Annotated in this window: 21 protein-coding genes, 1 tRNA gene and 1 pseudogene; 16 read left to right on the top strand and 7 right to left on the bottom strand. The window is 33.8% G+C overall.

Annotated features, from left to right (window positions below; translation table 11 throughout):
* Positions 1 to 273 precede the first annotated feature (273 nt).
* From ACJJV4_RS15515 to ACJJV4_RS15505, 3 genes are read left to right on the top strand one after another with little or no spacing between them, the layout of a single operon-like run.
* Positions 274 to 651, top strand: coding sequence for a PID-CTERM protein-sorting domain-containing protein (locus tag ACJJV4_RS15515; protein WP_405296075.1), 378 nt, complete (start codon positions 274 to 276; stop codon positions 649 to 651).
* Complete coding sequence (locus ACJJV4_RS15510; protein ID WP_405296073.1) at positions 638 to 1,225, top strand: archaeosortase/exosortase family protein; 588 nt, start codon at positions 638 to 640, stop codon at positions 1,223 to 1,225. Before ACJJV4_RS15515 ends, ACJJV4_RS15510 begins: the two co-directional genes overlap by 14 nt.
* A complete protein-coding gene (locus tag ACJJV4_RS15505) occupies positions 1,212 to 1,607 on the top strand; it encodes a hypothetical protein (RefSeq protein ID WP_405296071.1) in 396 nt (131 codons plus the stop codon). The genes ACJJV4_RS15510 and ACJJV4_RS15505 overlap by 14 nt, the downstream gene beginning before the upstream one ends.
* A gap of 195 nt (positions 1,608 to 1,802) precedes the next feature.
* On the opposite strand, the gene ACJJV4_RS15500 is transcribed toward ACJJV4_RS15505, so the two are convergent.
* The 4 genes from ACJJV4_RS15500 to proS all read right to left on the bottom strand — a co-directional run bounded on the left by ACJJV4_RS15500 (position 1,803) and on the right by proS (position 4,326).
* The gene (locus ACJJV4_RS15500) at positions 1,803 to 2,171 is read right to left on the bottom strand and encodes a hypothetical protein (RefSeq protein ID WP_405296069.1); all 369 of its coding nucleotides are present in this window, start codon (positions 2,169 to 2,171) and stop codon (positions 1,803 to 1,805) included.
* 151 nt (positions 2,172 to 2,322) lie between these two features.
* Complete coding sequence (gene rpsT / locus ACJJV4_RS15495) at positions 2,323 to 2,574, bottom strand: 30S ribosomal protein S20 (protein WP_042497482.1); 252 nt, start codon at positions 2,572 to 2,574, stop codon at positions 2,323 to 2,325.
* Between the two features lie 27 nt (positions 2,575 to 2,601).
* Positions 2,602 to 2,673 (bottom strand) — tRNA-Glu (locus tag ACJJV4_RS15490).
* 174 nt (positions 2,674 to 2,847) lie between these two features.
* Positions 2,848 to 4,326, bottom strand: coding sequence for a proline--tRNA ligase (gene proS / locus ACJJV4_RS15485; RefSeq protein WP_405296066.1), 1,479 nt, complete (start codon positions 4,324 to 4,326; stop codon positions 2,848 to 2,850).
* 99 nt (positions 4,327 to 4,425) lie between these two features.
* Here proS and ACJJV4_RS15480 point away from each other — a divergent pair, with 99 nt between their 5' ends.
* The 10 genes from ACJJV4_RS15480 to ACJJV4_RS15435 all read left to right on the top strand — a co-directional run bounded on the left by ACJJV4_RS15480 (position 4,426) and on the right by ACJJV4_RS15435 (position 19,311).
* Positions 4,426 to 5,553 carry a hypothetical protein gene (locus tag ACJJV4_RS15480; protein WP_405296064.1) on the top strand — a complete coding sequence of 376 codons (1,128 nt, stop codon included), beginning with the start codon at positions 4,426 to 4,428 and terminating at the stop codon, positions 5,551 to 5,553.
* Between the two features lie 30 nt (positions 5,554 to 5,583).
* The gene (locus ACJJV4_RS15475; RefSeq protein ID WP_405296062.1) at positions 5,584 to 7,107 is read left to right on the top strand and encodes an OmpP1/FadL family transporter; all 1,524 of its coding nucleotides are present in this window, start codon (positions 5,584 to 5,586) and stop codon (positions 7,105 to 7,107) included.
* A 186-nt stretch (positions 7,108 to 7,293) separates the two neighbouring features.
* Entirely contained in the window at positions 7,294 to 7,971 is a 678-nt protein-coding gene (gene folE / locus ACJJV4_RS15470; RefSeq protein ID WP_405296060.1) for a GTP cyclohydrolase I FolE, read from the top strand.
* Between the two features lie 66 nt (positions 7,972 to 8,037).
* Positions 8,038 to 9,519, top strand: coding sequence for a cysteine--tRNA ligase (cysS, locus tag ACJJV4_RS15465; protein WP_405296058.1), 1,482 nt, complete (start codon positions 8,038 to 8,040; stop codon positions 9,517 to 9,519).
* A 72-nt stretch (positions 9,520 to 9,591) separates the two neighbouring features.
* Positions 9,592 to 9,831: a membrane protein insertion efficiency factor YidD gene (gene yidD, locus ACJJV4_RS15460; protein ID WP_405296056.1), complete on the top strand. Its 240-nt coding sequence runs from the start codon at positions 9,592 to 9,594 to the stop codon at positions 9,829 to 9,831.
* Between the two features lie 444 nt (positions 9,832 to 10,275).
* A complete protein-coding gene (locus tag ACJJV4_RS15455; protein WP_405296054.1) occupies positions 10,276 to 15,621 on the top strand; it encodes a CHAT domain-containing protein in 5,346 nt (1,781 codons plus the stop codon).
* Positions 15,622 to 15,633: 12 nt separating this feature from the next.
* A complete protein-coding gene (locus tag ACJJV4_RS15450; RefSeq protein WP_405296052.1) occupies positions 15,634 to 16,869 on the top strand; it encodes a peptidoglycan-binding protein in 1,236 nt (411 codons plus the stop codon).
* A gap of 11 nt (positions 16,870 to 16,880) precedes the next feature.
* On the top strand, positions 16,881 to 17,231 hold the full coding sequence (locus ACJJV4_RS15445) for a hypothetical protein (protein WP_405296050.1): 351 nt from the start codon (positions 16,881 to 16,883) through the stop codon (positions 17,229 to 17,231).
* Between the two features lie 4 nt (positions 17,232 to 17,235).
* Entirely contained in the window at positions 17,236 to 18,858 is a 1,623-nt protein-coding gene (locus tag ACJJV4_RS15440) for an FAD-binding protein (protein ID WP_405296048.1), read from the top strand.
* Between the two features lie 12 nt (positions 18,859 to 18,870).
* Positions 18,871 to 19,311 carry a hypothetical protein gene (locus ACJJV4_RS15435; RefSeq protein ID WP_405296046.1) on the top strand — a complete coding sequence of 147 codons (441 nt, stop codon included), beginning with the start codon at positions 18,871 to 18,873 and terminating at the stop codon, positions 19,309 to 19,311.
* 15 nt (positions 19,312 to 19,326) lie between these two features.
* Here the strand turns inward: ACJJV4_RS15435 and ACJJV4_RS15430 are convergent, their stop codons facing one another.
* The 3 genes from ACJJV4_RS15430 to ACJJV4_RS15420 all read right to left on the bottom strand — a co-directional run bounded on the left by ACJJV4_RS15430 (position 19,327) and on the right by ACJJV4_RS15420 (position 22,727).
* Entirely contained in the window at positions 19,327 to 20,286 is a 960-nt protein-coding gene (locus ACJJV4_RS15430; RefSeq protein WP_405296044.1) for a tetratricopeptide repeat protein, read from the bottom strand.
* A 327-nt stretch (positions 20,287 to 20,613) separates the two neighbouring features.
* Positions 20,614 to 22,242, bottom strand: a complete 1,629-nt coding sequence (pruA, locus tag ACJJV4_RS15425; protein ID WP_405296042.1) for an L-glutamate gamma-semialdehyde dehydrogenase — start codon at positions 22,240 to 22,242, stop codon at positions 20,614 to 20,616.
* Positions 22,243 to 22,415: 173 nt separating this feature from the next.
* Complete coding sequence (locus tag ACJJV4_RS15420) at positions 22,416 to 22,727, bottom strand: winged helix-turn-helix transcriptional regulator (RefSeq protein WP_405296040.1); 312 nt, start codon at positions 22,725 to 22,727, stop codon at positions 22,416 to 22,418.
* Positions 22,728 to 22,848: 121 nt separating this feature from the next.
* On the opposite strand from ACJJV4_RS15420, the pseudogene ACJJV4_RS15415 reads away from it, so the two are divergent.
* From ACJJV4_RS15415 to ACJJV4_RS15405, 3 genes and pseudogenes are all read left to right on the top strand, one after another.
* Positions 22,849 to 23,361, top strand: a pseudogene (locus tag ACJJV4_RS15415) (lactoylglutathione lyase family protein).
* 110 nt (positions 23,362 to 23,471) lie between these two features.
* Positions 23,472 to 24,197 (top strand): NRDE family protein, encoded by a 726-nt coding sequence (locus ACJJV4_RS15410; protein WP_405296038.1) that lies wholly within the window; start codon positions 23,472 to 23,474, stop codon positions 24,195 to 24,197.
* Complete coding sequence (locus ACJJV4_RS15405; RefSeq protein ID WP_405296037.1) at positions 24,190 to 25,185, top strand: DUF6695 family protein; 996 nt, start codon at positions 24,190 to 24,192, stop codon at positions 25,183 to 25,185. The genes ACJJV4_RS15410 and ACJJV4_RS15405 overlap by 8 nt, the downstream gene beginning before the upstream one ends.
* Positions 25,186 to 25,193 lie beyond the last annotated feature (8 nt).

The raw sequence follows: 25,193 nt of genomic DNA, 5'->3' as shown, positions 1-25,193 counted from the left end.
TGCAATCGCTAACGCGGGATTAGTAAATAAATTAAACCTTATACTAGTAACTTAACAAATACTTCAAACATGGCCTTTTAAGGCTTATTATACTTCCGAATTAAAACAAAAACAGAGTAAAAGTTAATAAAATTGAGGTTACTTAATAAGCAAAGTTGTATTTAGTAGACTTTATTCCTTGTTTTATCGAAAATACCAACAATAGATATTTTTTTACTCAAATAGTTACTATTTTTGACACGCTATTAAGCTATTAATTAATTAAATGTGAAAATGATGAACAACAACAAAAAAACTTTTGTTAATATAATTGCTACTCTCGCTATTATATTGGCATTCTCTTTCTCTACTAACGCAAATGCAACTTCTGTTAGTGCAGTATCAACTACTAATGTAACTCTTGCCACAACACACTTTATGGTAGTAGGTGGAGGTAGTAGATGTAGTCATGGTATTAGAAACTGTAAACTAAGGCATAACGATAGTAAGTGTAGAAGATGTAAGAGTGCACACTCTGGAAAATGCGGTGGTGGATCAACTCCAACGCCTCCAGATTCAGTACCATTAGATGGTGGACTTGGATTCCTTATGTTAGGAGCTGCTGCTTTAGGTGTTAAAAAATTGCGTTCAAAGAAAGATGCTAAAGCTTAAATCTTTACTCAAAGACATACCATTACCAATAAGGCTTTTTCTCGGAAAAGCCTTATTGCTTTTTATAATATGGAAGGTTATATATTCTGGCTTTCTTTATGACTCTCAATACCTAGATCACCCTTTAACCTCACACGTTGCTAAAGCCTCTACTTACCTCCTAAATAACTTAGGTGGTATGAGCGATTTCTCTACAAATAGAGAAAACACAAGTTTTGTTTTCGAAGGCGGCGAAACCGTTCACGAAATATCTGCAATTTATCACTACGACTATATATCACTATACATTGCGAATGCTTGTAATGGACTAGAAGTATTTGTGCTTTACATTGGCTTTATAATTTGTATGCCTTCATCTTTTTGGAGAAAAACAAAATATATTATTTTAGGTATTTTACTACTCGATGTTATAAACATTTTAAGATGTGTAGGCCTAATCTATTTGAAAGAGTACTTCGATGTATATTTCGATTTTGCACATCATTATCTTTTTAAAGCTGTAGTATATACCGCAACATTAATAATTTGGGGATACTTTGCCCGTAAAATTCATTTAAAAAATGAAACTGTATAAATCGGATAAAGTTCGCTTCATTGTTGGGCTTATATTAATTATTATTGTTTACTCTTGGTATTACATCTATTTTGCAGAAAACAAGAACATAGCCTCTATTCCATCGAAAATTAGACACCTTATTACCTTTGCTACCACAGTAGCCGTTTATTTTATAGGTACTTTTCATTTAGGTAAATTAAAAGATACTTGGATGTCGTCTCTTTGGCACTTTATCCATATCACTGGTTTATTTATAATTGGAGTGATGGGGCTTTACGATTGGTTTATTCAAGATATATCGCTAAACGCAAGACATTTTGCTGGAGGTATACAAGAAATGCTTATTTCTCCTGTTCTATATTTTGCTATGGGGTTACTAAATCGAACATTCAACAAATAACAAACTTCTTTGTAGTACTTCAGTAAAAAAAGATTAAAATCAATTTATCTAAACTATTTTACAAGAATTGAGTCACATAGTTTTTAATCAACAACATATTAATAAAAAATAAAAACCCCTTGACAGTTTTAATGTCAAGGGGTTTTCTAATCTATTATAAAACCTATTGCCCAGATTTATTTTACTAATAAACCTTTAGTATCGTGCAAAAAGCTCTTTATACTCTCTTAAATCGGCTATATTACCTTTATTATTAAGATTTTTAGTTAGCGCTATTAAGTATTTTAAACTCTCTACAGGAGTATCTAAATCATTTACCGCTTCAACGCCCTCTTCAGCATCTTCTATAGGTTCATCATCAAGTATAGGAATAAGAAACGTGCTATTCTCTTCTAAATGCTCATAAGTCAACCTTAATACTTTTACCACTAAAGGGATTTGCTCTTCTAAAGCATAAGTTCTTAATTCCTTGATATCGTCTATTAGCGCTTCTTTGTTAATACCTGACTCATCAAGATCATTAAGAATTTTATCGACTAATTTATTTGCTTTTTGATTTTCCAACGGTGCTATTATTATGTGGTTAATAAACTTATTCTATTTGCAAATTTATATTTTTAAATTACTTTTTACACTATAAAGCGCATTAAAAAAATGCAAAAAAAAAGCTTCTCATTTCTGAGAAGCTTTTAGTATCATAAATTTTAAATCACTCTTAAAGTGCAGCAACAAATTTTGCTAAACCAGATTTAAGGTTAGCCGCTTTGTTAGCATGAATTACATTTTTCTTAGCTAATCTATCTAACATAGATACAACTGAAGGATATAAAGTTTCAGCTTCACTCTTATCAGTTAACTCACGTAATTTCTTGATAGCATTACGAGTTGTTTTGTGCTGATACTTGTTAGTTAAACGCTTTGCTTCGTTACTTCTAATTCTTTTTAATGCTGACTTATGATTTGCCATTTTGTTTTTTCTTAATTTTTTAAATTGTAGCCCGTAGGGGAATCGAACCCCTCTTACCAGGATGAAAACCTGGCGTCCTAGCCGATAGACGAACGGGCCATTATTTTTTGAGTGTGCAAATATAAAACTTTATTTTTAATCTGCAAATTTATTTTTTCAAATAAAATATTTTCTTTTCAAATAACTTAACAATGTTTTCCATTGCGGGTGCAAAGATACATCTAAATTTAAGTTCTGCAAGTTTTTTTAAAAGTTTTTTGCCTTTTTTTTAAATTAATATGCCTTCGCAAATAACACTCTTCCTTTCGATGGTTTCCCTGAATAGACACACACTCCCTCTTCCTCCTTGAATTCCAAAGGAATACATCTAATAGTAGCTTTTGTGATCTCTTTTATCTTATCTTCTGTCTCAATTGTACCATCCCAATGCGCAGAAATAAATCCTGTTTTATTTTCTAAAATATTTTTAAATTCTTCAAAAGAATTCACCTCTGTAATGTGAGAATCTCTAAAATCTAATGCTTTTTTAAACAAACCATCTTGCATTTCTTTTAATAAGCCTTCAATTATTTCTGTTAAATTGCTTAAAGCAACAACTTGCTTTGTTAGAGTATCACGTCTAGCAATTTCAACAGTGCCATTTGCGAGGTCTCTTGCTCCAATAGCAATACGTAATGGAACACCTTGCAACTCGTGTTGTGCAAATTTAGCTCCTGGCCTGTGCGTGGTTCTATTATCAAATTTAACCGTCATGTTTTTACTTCGTAGATCGCCCATTATAGTAGTTGCGACTTCCGTAATAGCCTTTAAATCTTCATCTGTTTTATATATAGGAACAATTACAACTTGGTTTGGTGCTAAGCTTGGAGGTAAAACCAACCCTAAATCATCACTATGTGTCATAATCAATGCACCCATCAAACGTGTCGAAACACCCCATGACGTTGCCCATACATAATCTTGCTTTCCTTCCTTATTAGCAAACTTAACATCGAATGCTTTTGCAAAGTTTTGCCCTAAAAAGTGTGATGTTCCTGCTTGCAATGCTTTTCCATCTTGCATTAAGGCTTCAATACAATAAGTTTCATCTGCACCTGCAAAACGCTCACTTTCTGTTTTTAATCCTTGAATAACTGGTATGGCCATAAACTTTTCAGCAAATGTGGCATATACATTATTCATTGTTTCTGCTTCTGTTAGGGCTTCTGCTTTAGTTTCGTGAGCCGTATGCCCTTCTTGCCATAAAAACTCTGCAGTACGCAAAAACAAACGTGTACGCATTTCCCAACGTACCACATTGGCCCATTGGTTTATTAATAAAGGTAAATCGCGGTAAGATTGTACCCAACCACGAAAGGTATTCCATATAATTGCTTCAGAAGTTGGTCTAACAATAAGCTCTTCTTCTAACTTAGCTTCTGGATCTACACGTAACTTTCCTGGTCTATCAGGATCGTTCTGCAGTCTATAATGTGTAACAATAGCACATTCTTTTGCAAAACCTTCAGCATTCTTTTCTTCTGCTTCAAATAAACTTTTAGGCACAAAAAGAGGGAAATATGCGTTTTGATGTCCTGTTTCTTTAAACATTTTATCTAATTCAGCTTGCATTTTCTCCCAAATAGCATAGCCATAAGGCTTGATTACCATACAACCTCTAACCGCAGAATTCTCCGCTAGGTCGGCTTTTACAACGAGTTCGTTATACCACTTAGAATAATCTTCTGCTCTACTAGTAAGTTTTTTGCTCATATTGATGTTTTGGCACAAAAATTGTGATTATGTTAAATAATAAAATAGTTCAGCAAAACTAACTATTTTTGTAGTGTCCAACAATAAAATTATACAGATATGCAATTAAATAGCTACTTAAAACAAAAAATGCCAAACTTAGCACTGCTTGCTTTGCTAATTGGTGTGTCATCTTGTGGCTCATATCAATACGTAGGTGTTGACAATGATGGAATTTATGGCGAAGAAACTGTGCGCGTTGTTCAAAACGAAGAGGCAGTAGTTGCAGCACCAGGCAACTCTAATAGTAAATATTACGAAAACTATTTTAAAACTGGAGCTTTAGAAACCGAACAAATGATAGTCAATAGTGAAATTTTCACTGATATTGATAGTTATGAAAGCGATAACTATTCTGAAGAAGAAGGTATTGCAATTGATAATAATTACCAAGGTTACGCTGGCTGGGGACAAGCTACCGATAATGTTACTATTAATTACATAGATAACGGTTGGAATAACTACGGGTGGAATTCTTGGGGTTACAACAGTTGGGAATGGAATAGATATAATAATTGGGGATGGAACAGATTTAACAACTGGGGTTACTATAATCCATATCGTTATGGAGGTTTCAACAACATCTTTTACGGCGGTTATGGAGGCTGGGGTTATTACAACTACTGGAATAATAATGGATTTAATGGATATTGGGGTAACACAGGTTATTATAACCGTAATAGAAATTTCAACAATAATCGTGTAGCATATAGCGCTAGTAGAAGAAATAGTTATGGTAGCACTGCTAACAGAAGCGGTACAAGTCGTCGCACAACAGCTTCTACAGTATCAGGGCGTAGTAGCTCTACATCAAAATACAACACAACAACCAGAAGAAGTAGCACTGCAAGTTCTACAATTAATGGAAATACTGTTAGAAGAAGTACAGCGCCTAGTTCTACAACTTCTAGAAGAACATCTACGGTAACTAGAACGCCGTCGACAAACTCAACAACAAGATCAACATCGACATCAACAAGACGTAGTTCTACATACACACCATCAACAAGTAGTAGAAGTTCTTATCCTTCAAGTTCTAGAAGTTCGTCAAGCTCAAGAAGCTCCACCTACACACCAAGTAGAAGCTCTTCAAGTTCAAGTAGCTCAACGACTAGATCATCAAGTAGCAGTAGCAGTCGTAGTTCTGGTAGCACAAGATCATCTTCTAGTGGTGGAAGACGTCGTTAATTCATTCTAAAAAAAGAAAACTATTTATATATGAAAAAGTTAAGTTTACTATTCATAGGTGTACTCTCTATGTCTAATATATACGCTCAAGATATTAGTGATGCCTTACGCTATTCACAAGATGAAATACAAGGAAGTGCTAGATTTAGAGCATTAAGTGGTGCTTTTGGAGCATTAGGAGGTGACATGAGTGCTGTAAGTATAAATCCTGCAGGTTCGGCTGTATTTAGCCAAAGTCATGCCTCACTATCTTTTGTAAGTGCCGATAAAAATAACAAAGCGAATTATTTCGGTAATACTGAAAAAACAAACGATTCTAAATTTGATTTAAACCAAGTAGGCGCCGCTTTTGTTTTTAAAAACAATAACAATTCGCCATGGAGAAAATTCACTTTAGCCATAGCTTATGATAGATCAAACGACCATAATAACAGTTGGTATGCCGCTGGATTTAATACAAATGATGATGGCCAATTTAGCAATTCCATAGCAAGTTATTTTTACGATTATGCTGACGGCAGAAGGCTAGATGAAATTTCAGCATTTCCCGGAGAATCGATTAGAGAAGCTTATTCTGAAATAGGTAGAGCTTACGGGTTTGCTAATCAACAAGCTTTTTTAGGTTTTGAATCTTTTATTTTAGAAGCCGATGATATTAATGATGATGGGAATACTACATATACTTCTAACGTAAATTCTGGCTATTTTGATCACCGATATACAAATATTGAAACAGGATATAACGGTAAAATAAGTTTTAACTTTGCTACTCAATATGAAGACAATGTTTATTTAGGGGTTAACTTAAATTCTCATTTTATAGATTATCAACGGTCAACATCTTTATTAGAAGACAACAAAAATGGTGGTTTAATTTCTACTATAGATTTCAATAATGCCCTGTCTACAACCGGTAATGGTTTTTCTTTTCAAATTGGAGGAATTTTTAAATTGTCACAAGAATTTAGGTTAGGTTTAACCTACGACTCCCCTACTTGGTATACTATTGAAGAAGAAACATCTCAATTTTTAGACACTAGCGAATTAGTTAGTCAAAACTTTGATGCTTTAGATCCACAAATCGTAAATATTTACCCAGAGTACAAACTACAAACGCCAGGTAAATTCACAGGAAGTTTAGCTTATATTTTTGGTCAGCAAGGTTTAATAAGTTTCGATTACTCGAACAAAAATTACGCGAATACTACATTTAAACCAGAAGCCGATTACACAGATTTAAATGCAGATATTACCAACGCACTAACATCGGCCTCTACTTACCGCTTTGGTGGTGAGTACAAAGTAAAACAACTTAGTTTTAGAGGTGGATATCGTTATGAGGAAAGCCCATATGCAGATGGTGTTACCGTTGGAGACTTAAATGGTTTTTCTTTAGGCTTAGGATATAATTTTGGTAATACAAAATTAGATTTAACTTTCGATCAAGCAAAGCGTTCTTATCAAACACCCTTATACAATATTGGCTTAATAGATACGGTTGATATAGACCGAGTAAACTCAAATCTTACTTTATCTTTAAGTTTCAATATTTAGTAGTTACTAAAATTTTAAAACACATAAAAAGCTTGAACTTTAAAAAGTTCGAGCTTTTTTCATTTTAAATGTAATATTTCTAGCAAAAAACAGACCAACTAGAAACAACAATTATATGTTAAGATAAAACATAACAAAACGGAATTACTTATCTTTGCAGACTTAAAAATAAGATTTTTTTCGCAAATGAAAATGGATAATAATATTGAAGAACACGATACTCTAGGTGATGATCATATTGGAACATCATCTGACACACCTCTAAGAAATGATGCCTTTACACTTTCTGACTCAGAAAAAATAGACATTATTAAAGACGACGTGCGTCACATTATGGAAACATTAGGCTTAGATTTAAACGACGATAGTTTAAGCGGAACACCTAATCGTGTTGCTAAAATGTTTGTAAACGAAATTTTTAGCGGGTTAGACCCAAAAAGAAAGCCAAAAGCTTCAACTTTTGACAATAAGTACAAGTATGGAGAAATGCTTGTTGAAAAAAACATCACGGTTTATTCAACTTGTGAACATCATTTACTTCCAATTGTAGGTAGAGCTCACATTGCTTACATTTCTAATGGAACTGTAGTTGGCTTATCTAAAATGAACCGTGTTGTAGATTATTATGCAAAACGCCCTCAAGTTCAAGAGCGTTTGACGATTCAGGTTGTAAAAGCATTACAAGAAGTATTAAACACAGACGATGTTGCTTGTGTTATCGATGCTAAGCACTTATGCGTAAACTCTAGAGGTATTCGCGATATTGAAAGCAGTACTGTAACTTCGGAATTTGGTGGTAAATTTAAAGAAGAATCTACTAGGAGAGAATTTTTAGATTACATAAAACTAGAAACCAAATTTTAAGCTATAACCGCTTTACTAGTATCAATTTTAAAATAATCAACATCCCAACCTAACACTATTTAACGCATGCAACTTTTCGAGCATAACCCTATAAAAATATACAATTCACTTACAGGAAAAAAAGAAACCTTTAAATCTATTGAAACCGGGTATGTGGGTATGTATGTTTGTGGACCTACCGTTTACAGCAATGTACACTTAGGTAATGTTAGAACGTTTATGTCTTTCGATATGGTGTTCCGTTACTTAAAGCATTTGGGTTATAAAGTGCGGTATGTTCGTAATATTACAGATGCTGGACATTTAGAAAACGATGCAGATGCTGGTGAAGATAAAATAACAAAAAAAGCACGCTTAGAACAAATAGAACCTATGGAAGTAGTGCAACGCTACACTGTAGACTTTCATAATATATTAAACACGTTCAATTTTTTACCGCCAAGTATAGAACCTACAGCAACGGGACATATTATTGAACAAATTGAATTAATTTCTACCATTATTGAAAATGGCTTTGGATATGAAGTTAACGGATCTGTATATTTTGATGTTCATAAATTTAATGAAACTCACGAATACGGAAAACTAAGTAAGCGTAAACTTGAAGATTTAATTCACAACACCAGAGAACTCGACGGACAAAGTGATAAGAGAAATCCGCAAGATTTTGCCCTTTGGAAAAGAGCAGAACCTCAACACATTATGCGCTGGCCTTCTCCCTGGAGCGATGGTTTTCCTGGGTGGCATTTAGAATGTACTGCTATGAGTACAAAATATTTAGGAGAGCAATTTGATATTCACGGTGGAGGAATGGATTTAAAATTCCCGCATCACGAATGTGAAATTGCACAAAATGAAGCTGCCAAAGGTAAATCACCTGTAAACTATTGGATGCACGCCAATATGTTAGAGTTAAACGGACAACGTATGTCTAAATCTACAGGGAATACTATAAATCCTGACGAATTACTTTCGGGTAATAATAACTTTTTTAGTAAAGCATATGCACCAAGTGTAATTAGGTTTTTTATCGCACAATCGTCTTATAGAAGCGTTCTAGATTTAACTAATGATGGTTTATTAGCTAGTGAAAAAGGTTTTTACAGATTAATGGATGCTGTAAATTTATTAGAAAAACTAACCGCATCAAAAGCATCTTCTATAGATATCAATGCTTGGAAACAATCTTGCTATGATGCTATGAACGACGATTTTAATTCGCCCATTTTAATCGCGCACTTATTTGAAGCTGCAAAATATATTAACCAAATAAAAGAAGGCAAAGAAACTATCTCTGCGGAAGATTTAACAACATTAAAAGAAACTATAAATATTTTTGTATTTGATGTTTTAGGCTTAGAAAACGTTGTGAAAAACGATTCTGGCACCGATAAATTAACTGGAGCGGTAAATGTTTTAATAAAATTAAGACAAGAAGCACGAGCTAATAAAGATTTTGCTTTATCTGATAAAATACGAGACGAATTAGCAGAAGCTGGTATCTTATTGAAAGATGGTAAGGATGGTACAACCTATTCGGTGAACTAATAGCCTCTTTATTCAGCAAAAATTTAAAAAGCTACTTTATAACCTGAGATTTTATAATCTTATTTAGATATTATGCTGAAAAAAATCTTAGTAGCACCTTTTTTATTTTTAATAAAGGTCTATCAAAACCTGATATCACCACTTACACCCGCAACTTGTAGGTTCCACCCTACTTGTTCGCAATACTCTAAAGAAGCCTTAGAAAAACACGGCTTATTTAGAGGCGGATGGTTAGCTATAAAACGAATATTTAGCTGCCATCCTTGGGGAGGTTCAGGATATGATCCTGTTCCTGAAAAGGATGATAATTAAAAACTCTCCTTGTTAAATTAAAACTTTAAAAACTTCTCTCAATAACGGTATCGATTTATTATAAACTCAGATATTAAATTGTATCCATCTTTTTATTAATTTCAAATAAAACACAAAAAATAAATCGTAACTAACTGATTGTTAATGATTATTTTGTACTTTTATTGCGACTCCCTTAAATATTTCAATTTAACAGAGTCTCTCTCCATTAACCTTTTAATAGCAAAAAGTGATATCTACACCATCTTTGAAGATGTCGTAGATAAGCACGGTTGCTCTCTTATTTTAAAAATAGCGAGCAACCCTATTTTGTTCAATAAACAACCAACATAACAAGAAAATTGCAGGTAAAAACTAAATGAACCAACACATAAATTAGTTCGTTACACAAATTTAACTCTGTTTTTACTCGATCCTTTTTCTGTTGAAGCTATTAAAAATAAAATGACTAAAAAAGCTAAAATTGTAGGCATTGCGCACAACGTAAAAACGGTAAACTTCGTTATGCCCAATACATTAACCCAAAAGTACAAGCTAAAATCTTATATTGAAGTTTCGGAAACTCGATCTAGCAACAACATTAACACTATTGATTTAGACGAAAACGATCTGGTTGCCATTCAATTTACAGATCAAACCGAATGGATTGGTCATCCGGCAGATGTTCAAGAAATTTACGATAAAAAAACACTAAATCAGCGTGCCGTAAATAGTACAGATTATGTTTTCGACACGCAAATATCACATGAAGATGCTAGTCGAGGCTATATAAAACGGGCGCTTATAAAAGTATTTAGCGTTTTTAGTCCTGCAACTATAGTTCAAGAAGTCGCCATCATGGCTTTAGCCGAAGCCTATGATAAAAAAATACAACCTCATCCCGGCATCTATCAATTAGATTTAAATTTTAACAAATCGAAATACAAAATACCCACTAATGTATCATCTCCATTTTTACTACTTATTCATGGTACATTATCTACAACTTTAGATGCCTTTAGTCAGTTAAATAAAAATACAGATATTTGGAATTCGATACACAGTATTTACGGCAATCACATTATTGCTTTAGAGCATTACACGCTATCGGTTAGTCCGCTACAAAATGTACTCGATTTTTTAGAAGCCTGCCCGAACACTATTACTATAGATATTTTAAGCCATTCTAGAGGCGGTTTAGTCGCCGATATTTTAGCAAAATGCGACTTTAGGAACCAAACGAAAGGCTTCAGCTCGCTAGAAATTGGCATTTTAAAAGGCGAAGAGGAAAAGGAGAATAGAGCCTTAATGGAAGCAATCAATAATATTGTTCAGCGTAAAAAAATAACTATAAACAAAGTGGTTCGTGTGGCTGCTCCTGCTAGTGGCACAACCATTCTATCCAGAAGAGCAGATCATTATTTCAACTTAGTATTAAATGCTGTATCACTCGCTTTCGGCATTACTAATCCGTTATATCATTCGGTTAAAGCTTTTCTTTTAGAACTCGTTAGCCAAAAAGAAAATCCAGAAATATTACCGGGCTTAAACAGTATGATGCCCGAATCGTTATTTCAAAAAATGCTAAATATTTCGGATACTACAGTAGCTAGCGAGTTGTACAGTATTGCCGGCGATGCTGATATTGGTGGACTAAATTTTAACTCTTTAAAAGTTATTCTCGCAAACTTATTTTATTTAGAAGCTAACGATTTAGTTGTCGATACGCGCCGTATGGATCATGGTGTAATAAGAGGTAATGGTATCTACAAGTTTTTATCTAAAGGCAGCGAAACCAATCATTTTAATTATTTCACAGAAAAAAATTCGAGGGCAGCTATTTTAGACGCCATAAAAGCAAACGAAGATACTCCTGCGCTTTTATTTAAAAAGGAAATTTACACAGAAGGTAAACGAGGTATTTTACTCGATAAGCTTTCAATGGAAGGCATTAGCATTCGTCCCGAATTAATTACTCGAGACGTTGTAATACTCATTCCCGGAATAATGGGTTCTACCCTATCGCGTAGTAATGAAAGCCAATGGGTAAATATGAGAAAGCTAAACCAAGGCGGCATACCCAAAAATTTAAATATTAGTGCTACAAACGTAGAAGCAAGCGGTGTTATCATTAAATACTACAATGATTTAGCTAACCACTTATTAAACCAATATGATGTTATTACACTCGAATTCGATTGGAGAAAATCAGTAAAAGAAGCCGCTAAGGTTCTAAAAACTGAAATAGAAAACATTATTAATCATCATAAAGTAAAAATTCATATTGTAGCACATTCCATGGGAGGCCTTGTGGCTCGACAATGCATGATGAGTTATGCCGATACTTGGGCGTTATTTAAACAAAACCAAGCTAACCGTTTTATTATGCTAGGTACACCATGGTTAGGCTCTTACTTAATTATGGAAGTGCTCACTGGGCACAGTGGTCGTGTTAAACAATTGGCTGCTATAGATTTTAAAAATGATAGAAGCGATTTACTCAGGGTATTTTGGAAATTCCCTGGAATATTTGAGCTTCTGCCAATAGAAAAAGAAACTGATAGACATTTTTGGGAAGAAGGGTTCTGGCAAAATCTAGATGAAACAGCAAATTTAAAACACATGCCAAAACCATCTAGCAATACAAAATCGTTAAACGACTTTGAAACCTATAGACAAGAAGTAATTAGTTTTATAAATAATTTAAATGAAACCGACTTCAATAATGTATTTTATATCTGTGGTCAGGCCGATAAAACAGTTTTCGACTATACCTTAAAAGATCGTTTTCTTTCTAAGAATAAAAAGTTGGTCTACAAGGCAACTTCACATGGAGATGGCAGCGTTACTTGGGCATCAGGCATACCAAAACAATTATTAAACAGCAATAACCTATACTATTCGCAAACTACACATGGTGACTTAGCTAATGAAGACTACATATTTCAAGGTATAACCGATATTTTATCTACAGGAAGCACCAATGCCCTAAGTACGCAAAGACCAAGTAATAGAGGAAGCGAAATTATTTCAGAAGTATATGAATCGGTTGAGCCAACGTTTGATTCGGAAGCTGTTGTGAATGCCATTTTCGATGTTAAAAAGCAAATAAAAGTAGAAAGTGAATCTTTCAATGTAAAAGTTATTCATGGCGATTTAAAAGTAGCTTCTTACCCTGTTATGGTTGGTCATTTTTTTATGGACTTAATCTTAAGTTCAGAAAAAGCGCTAGATAATTACCTAAATAGCCGTTTGTCTCAACGTATGAGTATTGGGTATTATCCTGGAAAAGTTGGAGAAAGCGAAGTCTTTTTCAATTTAAACACACAACCAAGAGGTGCCGTTGTATGTGGTTTAGGTAGTCCAGACGCTCTAACATCCTTTCTACTTGCAAAAGCGGTTAAACAAGCGGCTTTAAAGTATGCTATGTTTATGCGTGATAATTACACCTTACCGCGAGCAAAAAAATACGCCAAAGGGATGTCTTTTGTTTTAATGGGTATTGGTTATGGACAATTACCGGTAGAAGAATCTATTAAAGGAATACTTCTTGGCGTTGCAGACGCAAACAAACAAATTAAAAAAACCGAAGAAGGTTTACAATGTATTAAAGATATTGAAATTGTAAACTACTACGAGTCTGTTGCCAGCGAAGCTTATTTTAGTCTATCAAGGTTACAAAATAACGACGATAGAATGATGTTTCGATTAGAAAAAGGCATCACCAAACGTACAGGTGCCAAAAAACGAAATAGATTTCGAAACAACGAATACGATCGCTGGTTCAATTTGCATATCGATAGCATGAAAAACGAAGATCTTGCTTGCGAAAATAATGAAGGTATTACAGGCTTTAAATATTACTCATCTACAGGATTAGCTAGAGTTGAACAAGAAATGGTTGGCATTGGTTTACATAAAATAAATCATTTAATAAAAGAAATGTCAACGAGCTCCACATGGGATACGCGTTTATCAAAATCGCTATTTGAAATGTTAGTTCCAAATGAATTTAAAAACACTTTTCGAGATCAAAACAACCTTATTTTAAAACTAGATAAATACGCTGCACAATTACCTTGGGAATTACTACACGACAATAGCACTACAGATGTTCCTGCATCTGTGACCTCCAGTTTTATTAGGCAATTAATTACTAACGACTCTGTACGCTTCAGTCAAGTATCACTTAATAACATTGAAGCTTTTATTGTGGGAGACCCTATGTATTATCAAAACGATTTACCGCAATTACCAGCAGCCAAAGTAGAAGCCGAATGGGTGAGTAATACACTAAAACAAGCAAATTATAATGTGAATGCACTAATAAACTCAACAGCAAAAAATATTATGATGGAGCTGTTTAGTAAGCCTTACAAAATAATGCATTTCGCTGGTCATGGTATTTACGACCCTGATAACTGCAATGTTGGTATTGCAATAGGTAATGGTATTTGTATAGACCCTGCCATGATAAATCAAATTGGTTACGTGCCAGAATTTGTATTTATAAATTGCTGCTATTCTGGAACTTTAGATGCTAAAGATGATGCTTATAGCAAAAACCGATACCGCTTAGCGGCTAATATTGGTACACAACTTATAGAAATGGGCGTAAAAGCCATTATAATTTCTGGTTGGGCGGTTAACGATGGTGCAGCTAAAGTATTCTCGGAAACCTTCTACGAAAATATGTTTAAAGGCTATGCTTTTGGCGTTGCTGTACAAAAGGCACGTTTGGCATGCTTTCAAAAATATCGTAGCTCGAATACTTGGGGTGCTTATCAATGCTATGGTAATCAATTTTATAAATTTCAAAATCAATCAAAATCTAGTCAATTTACAAACGAGTACGTTGTATCCTCACAAGTTTACACAGACTTAGACAATTTATTTATTGCCATTCGTGATAAAAAAGAAGATCATGCATCGGCACTTAGAGAGCTCGATAAACTTATAGATCGTGCCGAAACCTCTAATCTACTCGATGCTGTTGTTTTAGAAAAAGAGGCAATGATTTATGATGAGTTAGGGATGACCGATGTTGCATATCAAAAATATAAAGATCTTTTTGAGTTTGATAATGGTAACTATTCCATTAAAGCATTAGAACAGTATTGCTCGGTACAGTCCTACCGATTGGGAGAAGATGTTAAACTCGCTAAAAAAGAAAATAATACAACTACTATTCCGCATATAATATCCATGTATTTAAGCGAAATAAAACTTCTAACCCTTGCCGGGAAAAACCCGAGTCGCCTAAACATTATTGCCAATGCTTACAAACACTCGGCTATTCATTTAGAGCAAAAAGAATGTATCGACCAATTAAAAATGGCATATACATTTTATCAAGATGCACTTATCATCTCTAAAGATAATCATAGTGGTCAGTATCTCGATGCTATTTCTAACATGGTCTATATCGGTCATTTTCTAGAACTGTTAGGCGACAAAAAATTAGTAGTCCGTTTTAAAGAAAACAAACCTTTCTCGAGCATTAAGAACCTGGAAAAACACTTTGCTGATTTTTATATAGAATTAGATGATTATGATAAAGCAGATCTTGATATTTCTGTACTTATTGGCATGACAGAGATCAGTTATGCTTTAATTTTAATTAACCCTAAAAACATTAATAAAGAAGAACAAAACATTTTAAAATGGTACCGTAAAATCTTCAGACAATTATACAGTCCACGCTATATAAACATTGAAATTTCTCAAATCGATTTCTTTTTAGATTATGTCGAAGACCCCAAAATTATAAAGAGCTTAAATTATATTAAAAGTGAATTGAACAAATACTAAAATCGTTAAAATATGGCCACATTATACCTAGGAAGTTGCGATAAAGGAAAAATACCTCAAAGTAGAAAAGCCTTTCTCAAACCTTATCATATAGACGGTTTACTAGTGAATAAAGTAAGCTTTAGGGACGACAATCGCACAAAGTGGCGATCTTTTAGAGAAGGCAATGATAACGATGTTATGAAACTTCAATTGTTTCTGTTCCACGCAGGTTTTATGCCTCGTAGTGCTTTCGATGGTGTTTTTGGTTATGTAACCCAAGCCTCAGTAAGGCTATTTCAAGAATATATCCGCACAGAAGAAAACATTAAAAATATGGTTCCCGACGGTATTGTTGGCTCTGGTACAATGAAACATATACAACGTTGGAAAGATGAAAAAAAAGTATCAGATTGGGGAAAAACATCAAATAACAATCCTACAGAGGCATATACAGCATGGATAGATTTACTCCATAATGCCAAAACTTATTACAAAAATACTCCAGGACCCATATTAAAAACATTAAATGGTCTAAGCAAAACATACTCATCCTTTAAAGTAGAAGATTGGAGTTTTAACCCAACCGACATACATTTAATTGGTGTTCGCAGAAACGAAGCTCAAAGCATCAAAAAACGCGAAAACGACGACTTATTTTTTCTTCTCATCAACGGTATGGTTTTTACTTTTTGGGGATCTACAGACCCAAGTGTAAATATGGCACAACGCAACGATGAACCTTTTTTGATTGAAGGACAGCACAAATATAGATTTGGTTGGCACAAAATATCTGTGGAGAAAAAAATATACAAAGCACTAAAACCTAAAAACAGCGCAGGTGTTATGGTAGTTAGAGATTGGGATAATAACAATGCTTTAACCAATAACGACTTACTAATAAAGGATTCTAATGGTAAACTAAAAGGTATGCAAGTTAATCCTTCCATCAATATACATTGGTCTGGCATAGGGCGTTCTAACTTTTCTGCTGGTTGTCAAGTTATAGCAGGAAAAAGCTATTTAAACCATAAAAATGAATTGCAAGATTGTTCAAGTTTTGCATCAAATAGCTATGCAGAACTAAACGATTCTCATAAAAAAACAAAAGGTGCCTATAATGTATTTACAGATTTAATTTTATGTTACGCCGCCCAAAACGTAACCGAAATATTCTATACACTAGGCAGAGAAGAATCGCTCAATATTGATGCTAATTTTGGTAGCCAGTACGCGTTAAACATCATCAAAAAAATAAAATCTATTTAAATCTAAACATAATGAAAAGCCTTATCTCAAAACCTTTAATAATTAGCTTATGCTTTATTCTCACCTCTTGCTATTCTGTAAGATTACGGAGTACTAATGGTGCTATGCAACCCGATCCCATTTCTATTCGCGAAGATTATTATCGAAATATGGCAGTAACAGAAATAGACACTGTAATTAAAATAGATATCGTCTCTAAAGATTTTACTTTTCTAGTGAAAGAAACAGATAAATGCAAAACAGGTAAACTACATACCGTTGAATTCCGAAATACTTTTGGCGGTTCTTTACTAAGCATGATCACCTTTGGTAGAAAGCGTAGAATGAAAGTAAAATATGTTTGCGCACAACCTTTAAACTAAAACTATGGCCACTACAAAAACACATACTCTAAAAAAATGGGACACACTGCACAACAATGGCCCTTTCGAGATAAAAAAACTCTACGTAACCGAATTAGAAGGCGATGGTAATATGCAAAAAAAACTAGATCGGTATAACGATGCTGCAACAGAAATTCGGAGATTGATTAAAGAATCTCACGATGCCAACCATGGTTTTAGAGCTTATGGATCGGCCTGGTCAATGAACCATATAGCCAGCCAAAAAGACCGCATGCATTACAATGGTTTTATGAACATCCATATGCCAATCGAGAAAAACCAGTGCCATATAGGCACCAATTTTGATGCTTCAAATTTATTTTTATTTGAATGTGGCACAACTATAAAACGCGTTTCCGAAGTACTCTCTGCACATGGCAAATCGCTAAAAACTACAGGCGCTAGTAATGGACAAACACTCGCTGGCTGCATTTCTACAGGTGTTCATGGCTCAGCTTTACATGTTGGAGCAATTCAAGATTATGTGGTAGGTCTAAACCTTATTATCGGCCCAAACCCGGAAGATATTGTTTATTTAGAGCCACATACAAAACCTGCTATAAATAATGCTTTCGCAGAAAAAATAAGCCACAGAGTTATTCGAAACGATGGCTTATTTAATGCTGCTCTCGTAGGTTTAGGCGCTTTCGGATTTATACATGGTATCGTTATTGAAGCCGAACCACGATTTCTATTAAAACGCTACGTTAAAAAAATTAATAAAGACTTAGCCTTAGAATTGGCTCAAACATTAGACTTTAAGAACTCTACATTTAAAATACCCGAAGAAACCTCTGTCGATGGTTCAGGCAACATACCTTATCATTACAAAATCTTCATAAATCAATATAGCAACGAAGCAGAATATGTTGTAGAGTTAATGTATAAAAAGCCATACCATGCCAATTATAAAGATCCCTTTCCTATAATAAAACAATCATTATATCGGGATCTAATTCACCTTTTTACTAAAATGGCAGAAAACTTTCCTAAAAGTATTCCATGGCTCGTAAAGCGTTTACGCAAATCTATTTTACCTATGGTAGATGAAGAATTAACTGGTACCCTACCCGAAATATTTTGGGATGCACCCTATCAAGGGCCTGCTTTTGCTTGCTCGTTTGGCGTAAATTACACCGACTCTCCAAAGGCCTTAAAACTTCTAGCCGATTTAACAAATAACGAAGGGCCAATTCCTGGTATTTTTGCCATGCGCTTCGTGAAACAAACCAAAGCTACACTTGGATTCACGAAATTTCCGGTAACTTGTATGTTAGAAATTGACGGTGTCCTTTGGAAAAAAACTAAAAAAATAATGAGTTTAACCGAGTATTCTAAGCGAATGATTGAGGTTTTAAAAGAAAACAACATTCCTTTTACCATCCATTGGGGAAAAAGTAGTGATTGGAATTTCCCGAATTTAGTAAACCATATGTATGGTAGCGATGCCGTTAAAACCTGGAAACAATATAGAAAGGCTTTACTTTCTGAAGATATGGCCAAATTGTTTTCCAATACATTCTTAGAGAACGTAGATCTAGCACAAGTAGATTTAGAACCTAACCTAAACCCAATTGCGGACGACGATTTGATAGCTTCACTATAAAAACAAGACACCATGCCTAACGAAACAACATCCCATTTCCCATATAAAACGTTAATATGGGCACTATTTGCCGCACTAGCGCTTTTTATTTTTAAACCTCAAATAGAAATGCTACTTACAGATGCCGAACATATTATTGTTTTTGGTATAGAAATAAAAACAAACAAGGAACAGGCCAATAAATTAACCGACAGTATTCAGCAATTCGAAATTCAAATTAACAGCTTATCGACACAAATTACAACTCAGCAAAATCAAATAAAAACATTAGATAGGTTAAGAGCTAAACTCGAAAACGATCTCAAAAAATGCCCAGATGTACAAGAGAATGTAAAACAATATAGCCTTCAATTAAACCAAATATTTAAAGCTAACACGGAATTAAAAACAAAATCGGATGTATTAAAAGACGTTAAAATTTTACAAAGAAGTAACCTCCTTAAACAACCATAAAAACCAATTTACAAACTACAATATTCCTATTTGTTTATTCATTTCATTAAAGAAATAAAACTGATTTTTATACCAATATGTATTTTCAAAAAGAGCTATACCAGACGTAGAGTTTCCATTTCTTTGTAAAATATCTTTGGCTTTATGATAATTAATTTTGGTATTGGGTAAATCTTTCAATTTATAATATGCCATAGAAAGTCCGAGCATAGCATCAAAGTCTAGGGCATCAAATTTTAAAGCTGTTTCAAAATCCGAAATAGCATTTTTATATTTGCCTAAAAGTAAATTAGCCGTTCCTCTATAGAAATAAGCAAATCCGTTATTTTCATTTAATCTAATAGCCGTAGAAAAATCGTTTCTTGCTTTTTTATAATAATTAATCCCCATTAAAGACACACCTCGATTATAGTAAGTATCTGCAGATGGATCCATAAGTACAGCCATAGTGTAATTTTTTAAAGCTTGTTTATAATCTTTTAAATTATCAAAAACTAAACCTCTTAGTGTATAAGCCTTTATGTAATACGGCTCTTTTACAAGTAACTCATTAAGAACTTCAATTGTTCCAGAGTAATCGTTTAAATCATAATTAGCACAGCCCAAACTGTAAATAGCATCCAAAAAATTAGGGTCTATTTTAACAGCATCTTTATAATCTTGTCTTGCACCTTCAAAATCCTCTAAACTATATCTGGCGTTCCCTCGATTAAAATAACTATCGGCATCAGGTTCTGTCAGTATTATTTTAGAGTAATCTATTATAGCTCCAGAGTAATCTCCCAAGTCATTTTTTGCAATAGCACGATAAAAATAAGCATCTAACTTATCAGATTCTAAATTGATAACCTGAGTTAAAAGCTCTATTCTTTCGTTTAAATCTTCCGTTTTTAAAGCTTGTCGAAATAATTTATTTGCCTGACCAAACATCAGTATAGGCAAAGCAACTAAAATTAAAGTAAAGAGTTTTTTCATATTATATTAATTGAACAATTAATATGCCATTTTAAATGACTTTAGCAATTTTTGATTAAAGATAATTATTTTTTATATAATTAGATACATTTTCTATTCGGCAAACGCATTCATTTCTTATGGGCGTTTCCCTTCGGGTCAGGCTTTCACTACTCGCTCCCTCCTTTGGTCGGGGAGCTTAAACATACCGTTCAATCCTTAACGCGGGCTTTTTGTTGATTTATTTATCAATTTCAAACAAAGTATATATCGATAATAAAAATTTCATATAACAAAAAAGACCATCTAAAATTTTAGATGGTCTTTAAAAAAATATGCTCTTAATATCTATTCTCCTAAAAATGGGTAACGGTAATCTTTAGGTGTTACAAACGTTTCTTTTATCATTCTTGGTGACACCCAACGTAATAAATTTTGTGCACTACCGGCCTTATCATTAGTTCCAGATGCTCTTGCACCTCCAAATGGTTGTTGCCCTACAACGGCACCAGTTGGTTTATCATTAATATAGAAGTTTCCAGCTGCATTTTGTAAAGCTTCAGTTGCCTGATTTACAGCATATCTATCAGTTGATAATATCGCTCCAGTTAATGCATAATCACTAGTTTCATCAACTAACTTTAATGTTTCCGCGTAAGCGTCATCCTCATACACATAAATAGTAATTACAGGGCCAAATAACTCTGTACTCATAGTTGTATATTTCGGATTTGTAGTAAGTATTACAGTTGGCTCGATAAAGTAACCTTTACTTTTATCATAACCTCCACCAACAATAATTTCAGCATCCGCATCTGCTTTAGCTTGATCAATATATTTGGCTAATTTATCAAAAGAACCTTCGTGAATAACGGCTGTAATAAAATTACTCATGTCTTCTGGAGACCCCATTTTAAACGAGTTTACATCTTCTATCACAAAATTCTTTACATCGCTCCATAAACTCTTTGGAATGTAAGCACGAGATGCCGCACTACATTTTTGACCTTGAAACTCAAATGCGCCACGAACAATAGCTGTTGCAACTTGCTTAGCATTCGCCGATTTGTGAGCTACAATAAAATCTTTCCCTCCTGTTTCTCCAACAATTTTTGGGTACGTTTTATAAGTATGGATATTGTTTCCAATTTGTTTCCAAAGTTCTTTAAATATATAAGTAGAACCTGTAAAGTGTAATCCAGAAAAATCTGAACTCGCTAATACGGTATCCGTAATCATTACCGGATCTCCAAAAACAACGTTAATAACGCCAGCAGGAACACCTGCTTCTTTAAACACATCCATAATAACTTTTGCAGAATATACTTGGCTATCACTAGGTTTCCAAACTACAACGTTCCCCATTAACGCCATACAAGCTGGTAAATTTCCAGCAATTGCAGTAAAGTTAAATGGTGTTACAGCATAAGTAAAACCTTCTAACGGGCGATACTCAACACGGTTCCAGGCATCACTTGTGCTTTCTGGTTGCTCCATGTAAATATCCGACATAAACTGTACGTTAAAACGCAAAAAGTCGATAAGCTCACAAGCTGCATCAATTTCTGCTTGGTATATATTTTTAGACTGCGCAATCATGGTTGCAGCATTAATTTTAGCTCGGTATGGGCCTGCTATTAATTCGGCAGCTTTTAAAAATATTCCTGCACGCTGCTCCCATGGCATTAAACTCCATGTTTTTCTAGCCTCTAAAGCTGTAGTAATAGCATCATCAATATGTTTTTGTTCTGCTACGTGATAAGTTCCAACCACATGTTTGTGATCGTGCGGAGGAGACATTGTTCTGGTGTTACCCGTTTCAACATCCTCACCGTTTATGTACAAAGGAACGTCCACTTTACTATTAAACATTGTTTTATAAGCCTCTAATACTTCCGCTCTCTCAGGGCTTCCTGGTGCGTAAGATTTTACAGGTTCGTTAACAGCAATTGGTACGTTAAAAAAGCCTTTTCCCATGATTTTCTATTTTTCGTTATTGAATATTCAGTAAATACATTACAAATCTAAGAATTTTAAAATGATATACCTGAAAGAAATACTCTTAAAAGGGCGTTAATTTTTTGAGCCAAACCACTAAAACCTAACTAATTTTCATTTTTTCAAAATAAATGCTAACACATTTTTAAAAGCTACTCTTTTAAGTCGTTTGCTCCCCATGCATCAAGACTTCTCAAAATACCTTCTAGTGATGCACCACGCTTACTTAATTTGTACTCTACCTTAGGCGGTACAACGGGATACACTTTTCTAAGCACTAAACCATCTTTTTCTAATTCACGAACAGTTTGTGTAAACATCTTATTAGAAATACCTATAATATGCTTCTGTAAAATACCAGAGCGTAAAGGTCCTTCCAAAAGATGAAATAACACCAAAGGTTTCCACTTGGTTCCTATCAGCGTCATGGTATAATTAAGTGGACAGTAATTTTCTTTATTCATTTTAAAAATATATACTATTATAAATCAATAATTTACTCGTTTAGGTAACTATACTACTTTTTAGTAAGTTATTGCCCAATAAGCAAATATAATTTAATTTTGCATTATAAAATTTGAAAATATGACTAAAAATAATAATTACCCAAAATCTTTTTCACATATTGGAATTACAGTTCCAAATATTGAAAAAGCTGTAAAATTCTATACTGAAGTTATGGGATGGTACACCATAATGGAACCTTCTGAAATAAAAAAAGAAAGCGATACAGCCATCGGGCAAATGTGTATTGATGTTTTTGGTGAAGACTGGGAAACCTTTGAGATTGCTCATTTATCAACCTCTGATGGTATTGGAGTAGAGTTATTCTGTTTTCCGCATGGTGTAAAAGAAGCTCCTGAGTTTAACCCATTTAACACAGGCCTTTTTCATTTTTGTATTTAGGACCCAGATATCGAAGGTTTAGTTGAAAAAATTGTAGCGAACGGAGGAAAACAAAGAATGCCAATTAGAGAATATTATCCAAAAGATAAACCCTACAGAATGTGCTACGTAGAAGATCCATTCGGAATTGTTTTTGAGGTTTATACACATAGCTACGAGTTAACATATTCGTCTGGTGCATACACAAAATAAAGCCTTTTAGTGCGCTTAAATAGTCTGAAAATTTGATATTTGACTTTCGAAATTAAAATTTGGAAACAATTTTTCGTAAGTTGCCAATCTGTTTTCAGACTATTATTTTTATGTGTACAGTAACTCTTTTTCGAACAAGTGATAACGATTTTGTTTTAACCTCTAACCGAGATGAAGCTCCAAACCGTATTTCTCTTGAACCCGATTTTTACAATATTGAAAACACAACGCTTCTTTTTCCTAAAGATAAAGTAGCTGGTGGCACATGGATTGGTGTTAGTGAAAAAAACCGGGTTATTTGTTTACTCAACGGTGGTTTTAAAATTCATAAACGTCAACCTAAATACAGAGTTAGTCGTGGTGTTGTAACTAAAGACTTATTAATTACAGACAATATAGAGCGTTGTATTGAAAACTACAATTTTGATGATATTGAACCTTTTACTGTTGTAGTTGCCGACTGGAATTCTAAATTAAAATTCTACGAATTAGTTTGGGATGGTAGCAACAAACATTTTACGCAACTACCTCTAGAACCAAAAGTTTGGTCTTCGTCCACTTTATACAATCCGTCCATGAAAGCAGAACGTCTACAATGGTTCGATAATTATAAAAATGAAAACAAATTAACATCAAGTTCAATTTTAAATTTCCATAAAACGGCAGGACAAAATAATAACGAATACGGGGTTATCATGAATCGCGACACTGTAAAAACAACAAGTATTACTCAGGTTATAAAGGCAAATAGTAACATTAATATGCGTTACGAAAGTTTACATAACCAAAGTGTTTCTACTAAAACATTACAAACACCTCAAATTGTTAATGGATAATACCGGAATTATTTTAACACTCGCCTACCCTGATACCATTGTTATGGTCTCTGAAGAATGGTTTTCTCCATTTTTAAGATTTGTAGGGGTAGGAAAAAAGAATTATTTGCGTGCTGGTCATGCTGCTTTAGTTTTAATTGAAAAAGAAACAGGTGTTTTAGAATATCACGATTTTGGACGCTACATAACCCCAGAACCAAACGGACGTGTTCGTGGCAGACATACCGACAACGAACTACATTTCCCTATAAAAGCAGAAATTAAAAATGATGAGATCACGAATTTAAACGCAATTTTAAAGTTTTTAGCCACTAAACCTAAACTTACCCATGGCGATGGTAAATTAGTAGCCTCTGTTTGTAATACTATTGATTATAAAAAAGCTAGAAGCTTTATAACCATGATGCAAAACGAACATTTTATACGTTATGCTGCCTTTATTAAAAACGCTAGTAATTGTGCCCGTTTTGTTTGTGATGCCTTAATCGCTTCTGTTACAAAGCCAGATATGAGAAAAAGTATTGAAAGCTCTAAATGGTTTACACCAAGTACCGTTGGTAATGTGCTACTTGCTAATACAGAACCACATGCTTTTGAAGTATCTCAAAATGGAGAAATCTCAGAATTTAAAGGTTCTCAAAGAAGTGAAAACATACGCTGTTTTTTAGATAAATTAAAAGATCACGAAGTTAACTTAATAGGGACTTTAAAAGCAAAACCTGTTAGCGAAACCCATCAAAATGCACAATGGTTACCCGGTATTGCCGCTGGAGCATGGTTTGAATTGCATCAAACAGAAAATACATTAAATTATAGGTTTAGGCGTATTTCCCCTTACGGAAATATAGATGTAGATACCTTTTTTAAAATTGAAAATGAAGGTTTTGAATTTAATGATACTTTTGAATTTATTCCTTATTCTAATTGTAAATTCTTTCATATAAAACAAAATGAAACTATTTACAGATTTAATAGAATAGAACAGTAAGTAAATAT

This window comes from Algibacter sp. Ld11 (assembly GCF_045066735.1).
Lineage (GTDB): Bacteria > Bacteroidota > Bacteroidia > Flavobacteriales > Flavobacteriaceae > Algibacter.
Note: the sequence above shows the minus strand (reverse complement) of the source record. Positions and strands in the feature narration are given on the sequence as shown.

Excerpts from the sequence above, each read along its gene's own strand:
- ACJJV4_RS15515 (WP_405296075.1), top strand. The coding sequence starts at position 274 with ATGATGAACAACAACAAAAAAACTTTTGTTAATATAATTGCTACTCTC.
- ACJJV4_RS15510 (WP_405296073.1), top strand. The coding sequence starts at position 638 with ATGCTAAAGCTTAAATCTTTACTCAAAGACATACCATTACCAATAAGG.
- ACJJV4_RS15505 (WP_405296071.1), top strand. The coding sequence starts at position 1,212 with ATGAAACTGTATAAATCGGATAAAGTTCGCTTCATTGTTGGGCTTATA.
- rpsT (WP_042497482.1), bottom strand. The coding sequence starts at position 2,574 with ATGGCAAATCATAAGTCAGCATTAAAAAGAATTAGAAGTAACGAAGCA.
- proS (WP_405296066.1), bottom strand. The coding sequence starts at position 4,326 with ATGAGCAAAAAACTTACTAGTAGAGCAGAAGATTATTCTAAGTGGTAT.
- ACJJV4_RS15480 (WP_405296064.1), top strand. The coding sequence starts at position 4,426 with ATGCAATTAAATAGCTACTTAAAACAAAAAATGCCAAACTTAGCACTG.
- ACJJV4_RS15475 (WP_405296062.1), top strand. The coding sequence starts at position 5,584 with ATGAAAAAGTTAAGTTTACTATTCATAGGTGTACTCTCTATGTCTAAT.
- folE (WP_405296060.1), top strand. The coding sequence starts at position 7,294 with ATGAAAATGGATAATAATATTGAAGAACACGATACTCTAGGTGATGAT.
- cysS (WP_405296058.1), top strand. The coding sequence starts at position 8,038 with ATGCAACTTTTCGAGCATAACCCTATAAAAATATACAATTCACTTACA.
- yidD (WP_405296056.1), top strand. The coding sequence starts at position 9,592 with ATGCTGAAAAAAATCTTAGTAGCACCTTTTTTATTTTTAATAAAGGTC.
- ACJJV4_RS15455 (WP_405296054.1), top strand. The coding sequence starts at position 10,276 with ATGACTAAAAAAGCTAAAATTGTAGGCATTGCGCACAACGTAAAAACG.
- ACJJV4_RS15450 (WP_405296052.1), top strand. The coding sequence starts at position 15,634 with ATGGCCACATTATACCTAGGAAGTTGCGATAAAGGAAAAATACCTCAA.
- ACJJV4_RS15445 (WP_405296050.1), top strand. The coding sequence starts at position 16,881 with ATGAAAAGCCTTATCTCAAAACCTTTAATAATTAGCTTATGCTTTATT.
- ACJJV4_RS15440 (WP_405296048.1), top strand. The coding sequence starts at position 17,236 with ATGGCCACTACAAAAACACATACTCTAAAAAAATGGGACACACTGCAC.
- ACJJV4_RS15435 (WP_405296046.1), top strand. The coding sequence starts at position 18,871 with ATGCCTAACGAAACAACATCCCATTTCCCATATAAAACGTTAATATGG.
- ACJJV4_RS15430 (WP_405296044.1), bottom strand. The coding sequence starts at position 20,286 with ATGAAAAAACTCTTTACTTTAATTTTAGTTGCTTTGCCTATACTGATG.
- pruA (WP_405296042.1), bottom strand. The coding sequence starts at position 22,242 with ATGGGAAAAGGCTTTTTTAACGTACCAATTGCTGTTAACGAACCTGTA.
- ACJJV4_RS15420 (WP_405296040.1), bottom strand. The coding sequence starts at position 22,727 with ATGAATAAAGAAAATTACTGTCCACTTAATTATACCATGACGCTGATA.
- ACJJV4_RS15410 (WP_405296038.1), top strand. The coding sequence starts at position 23,472 with ATGTGTACAGTAACTCTTTTTCGAACAAGTGATAACGATTTTGTTTTA.
- ACJJV4_RS15405 (WP_405296037.1), top strand. The coding sequence starts at position 24,190 with ATGGATAATACCGGAATTATTTTAACACTCGCCTACCCTGATACCATT.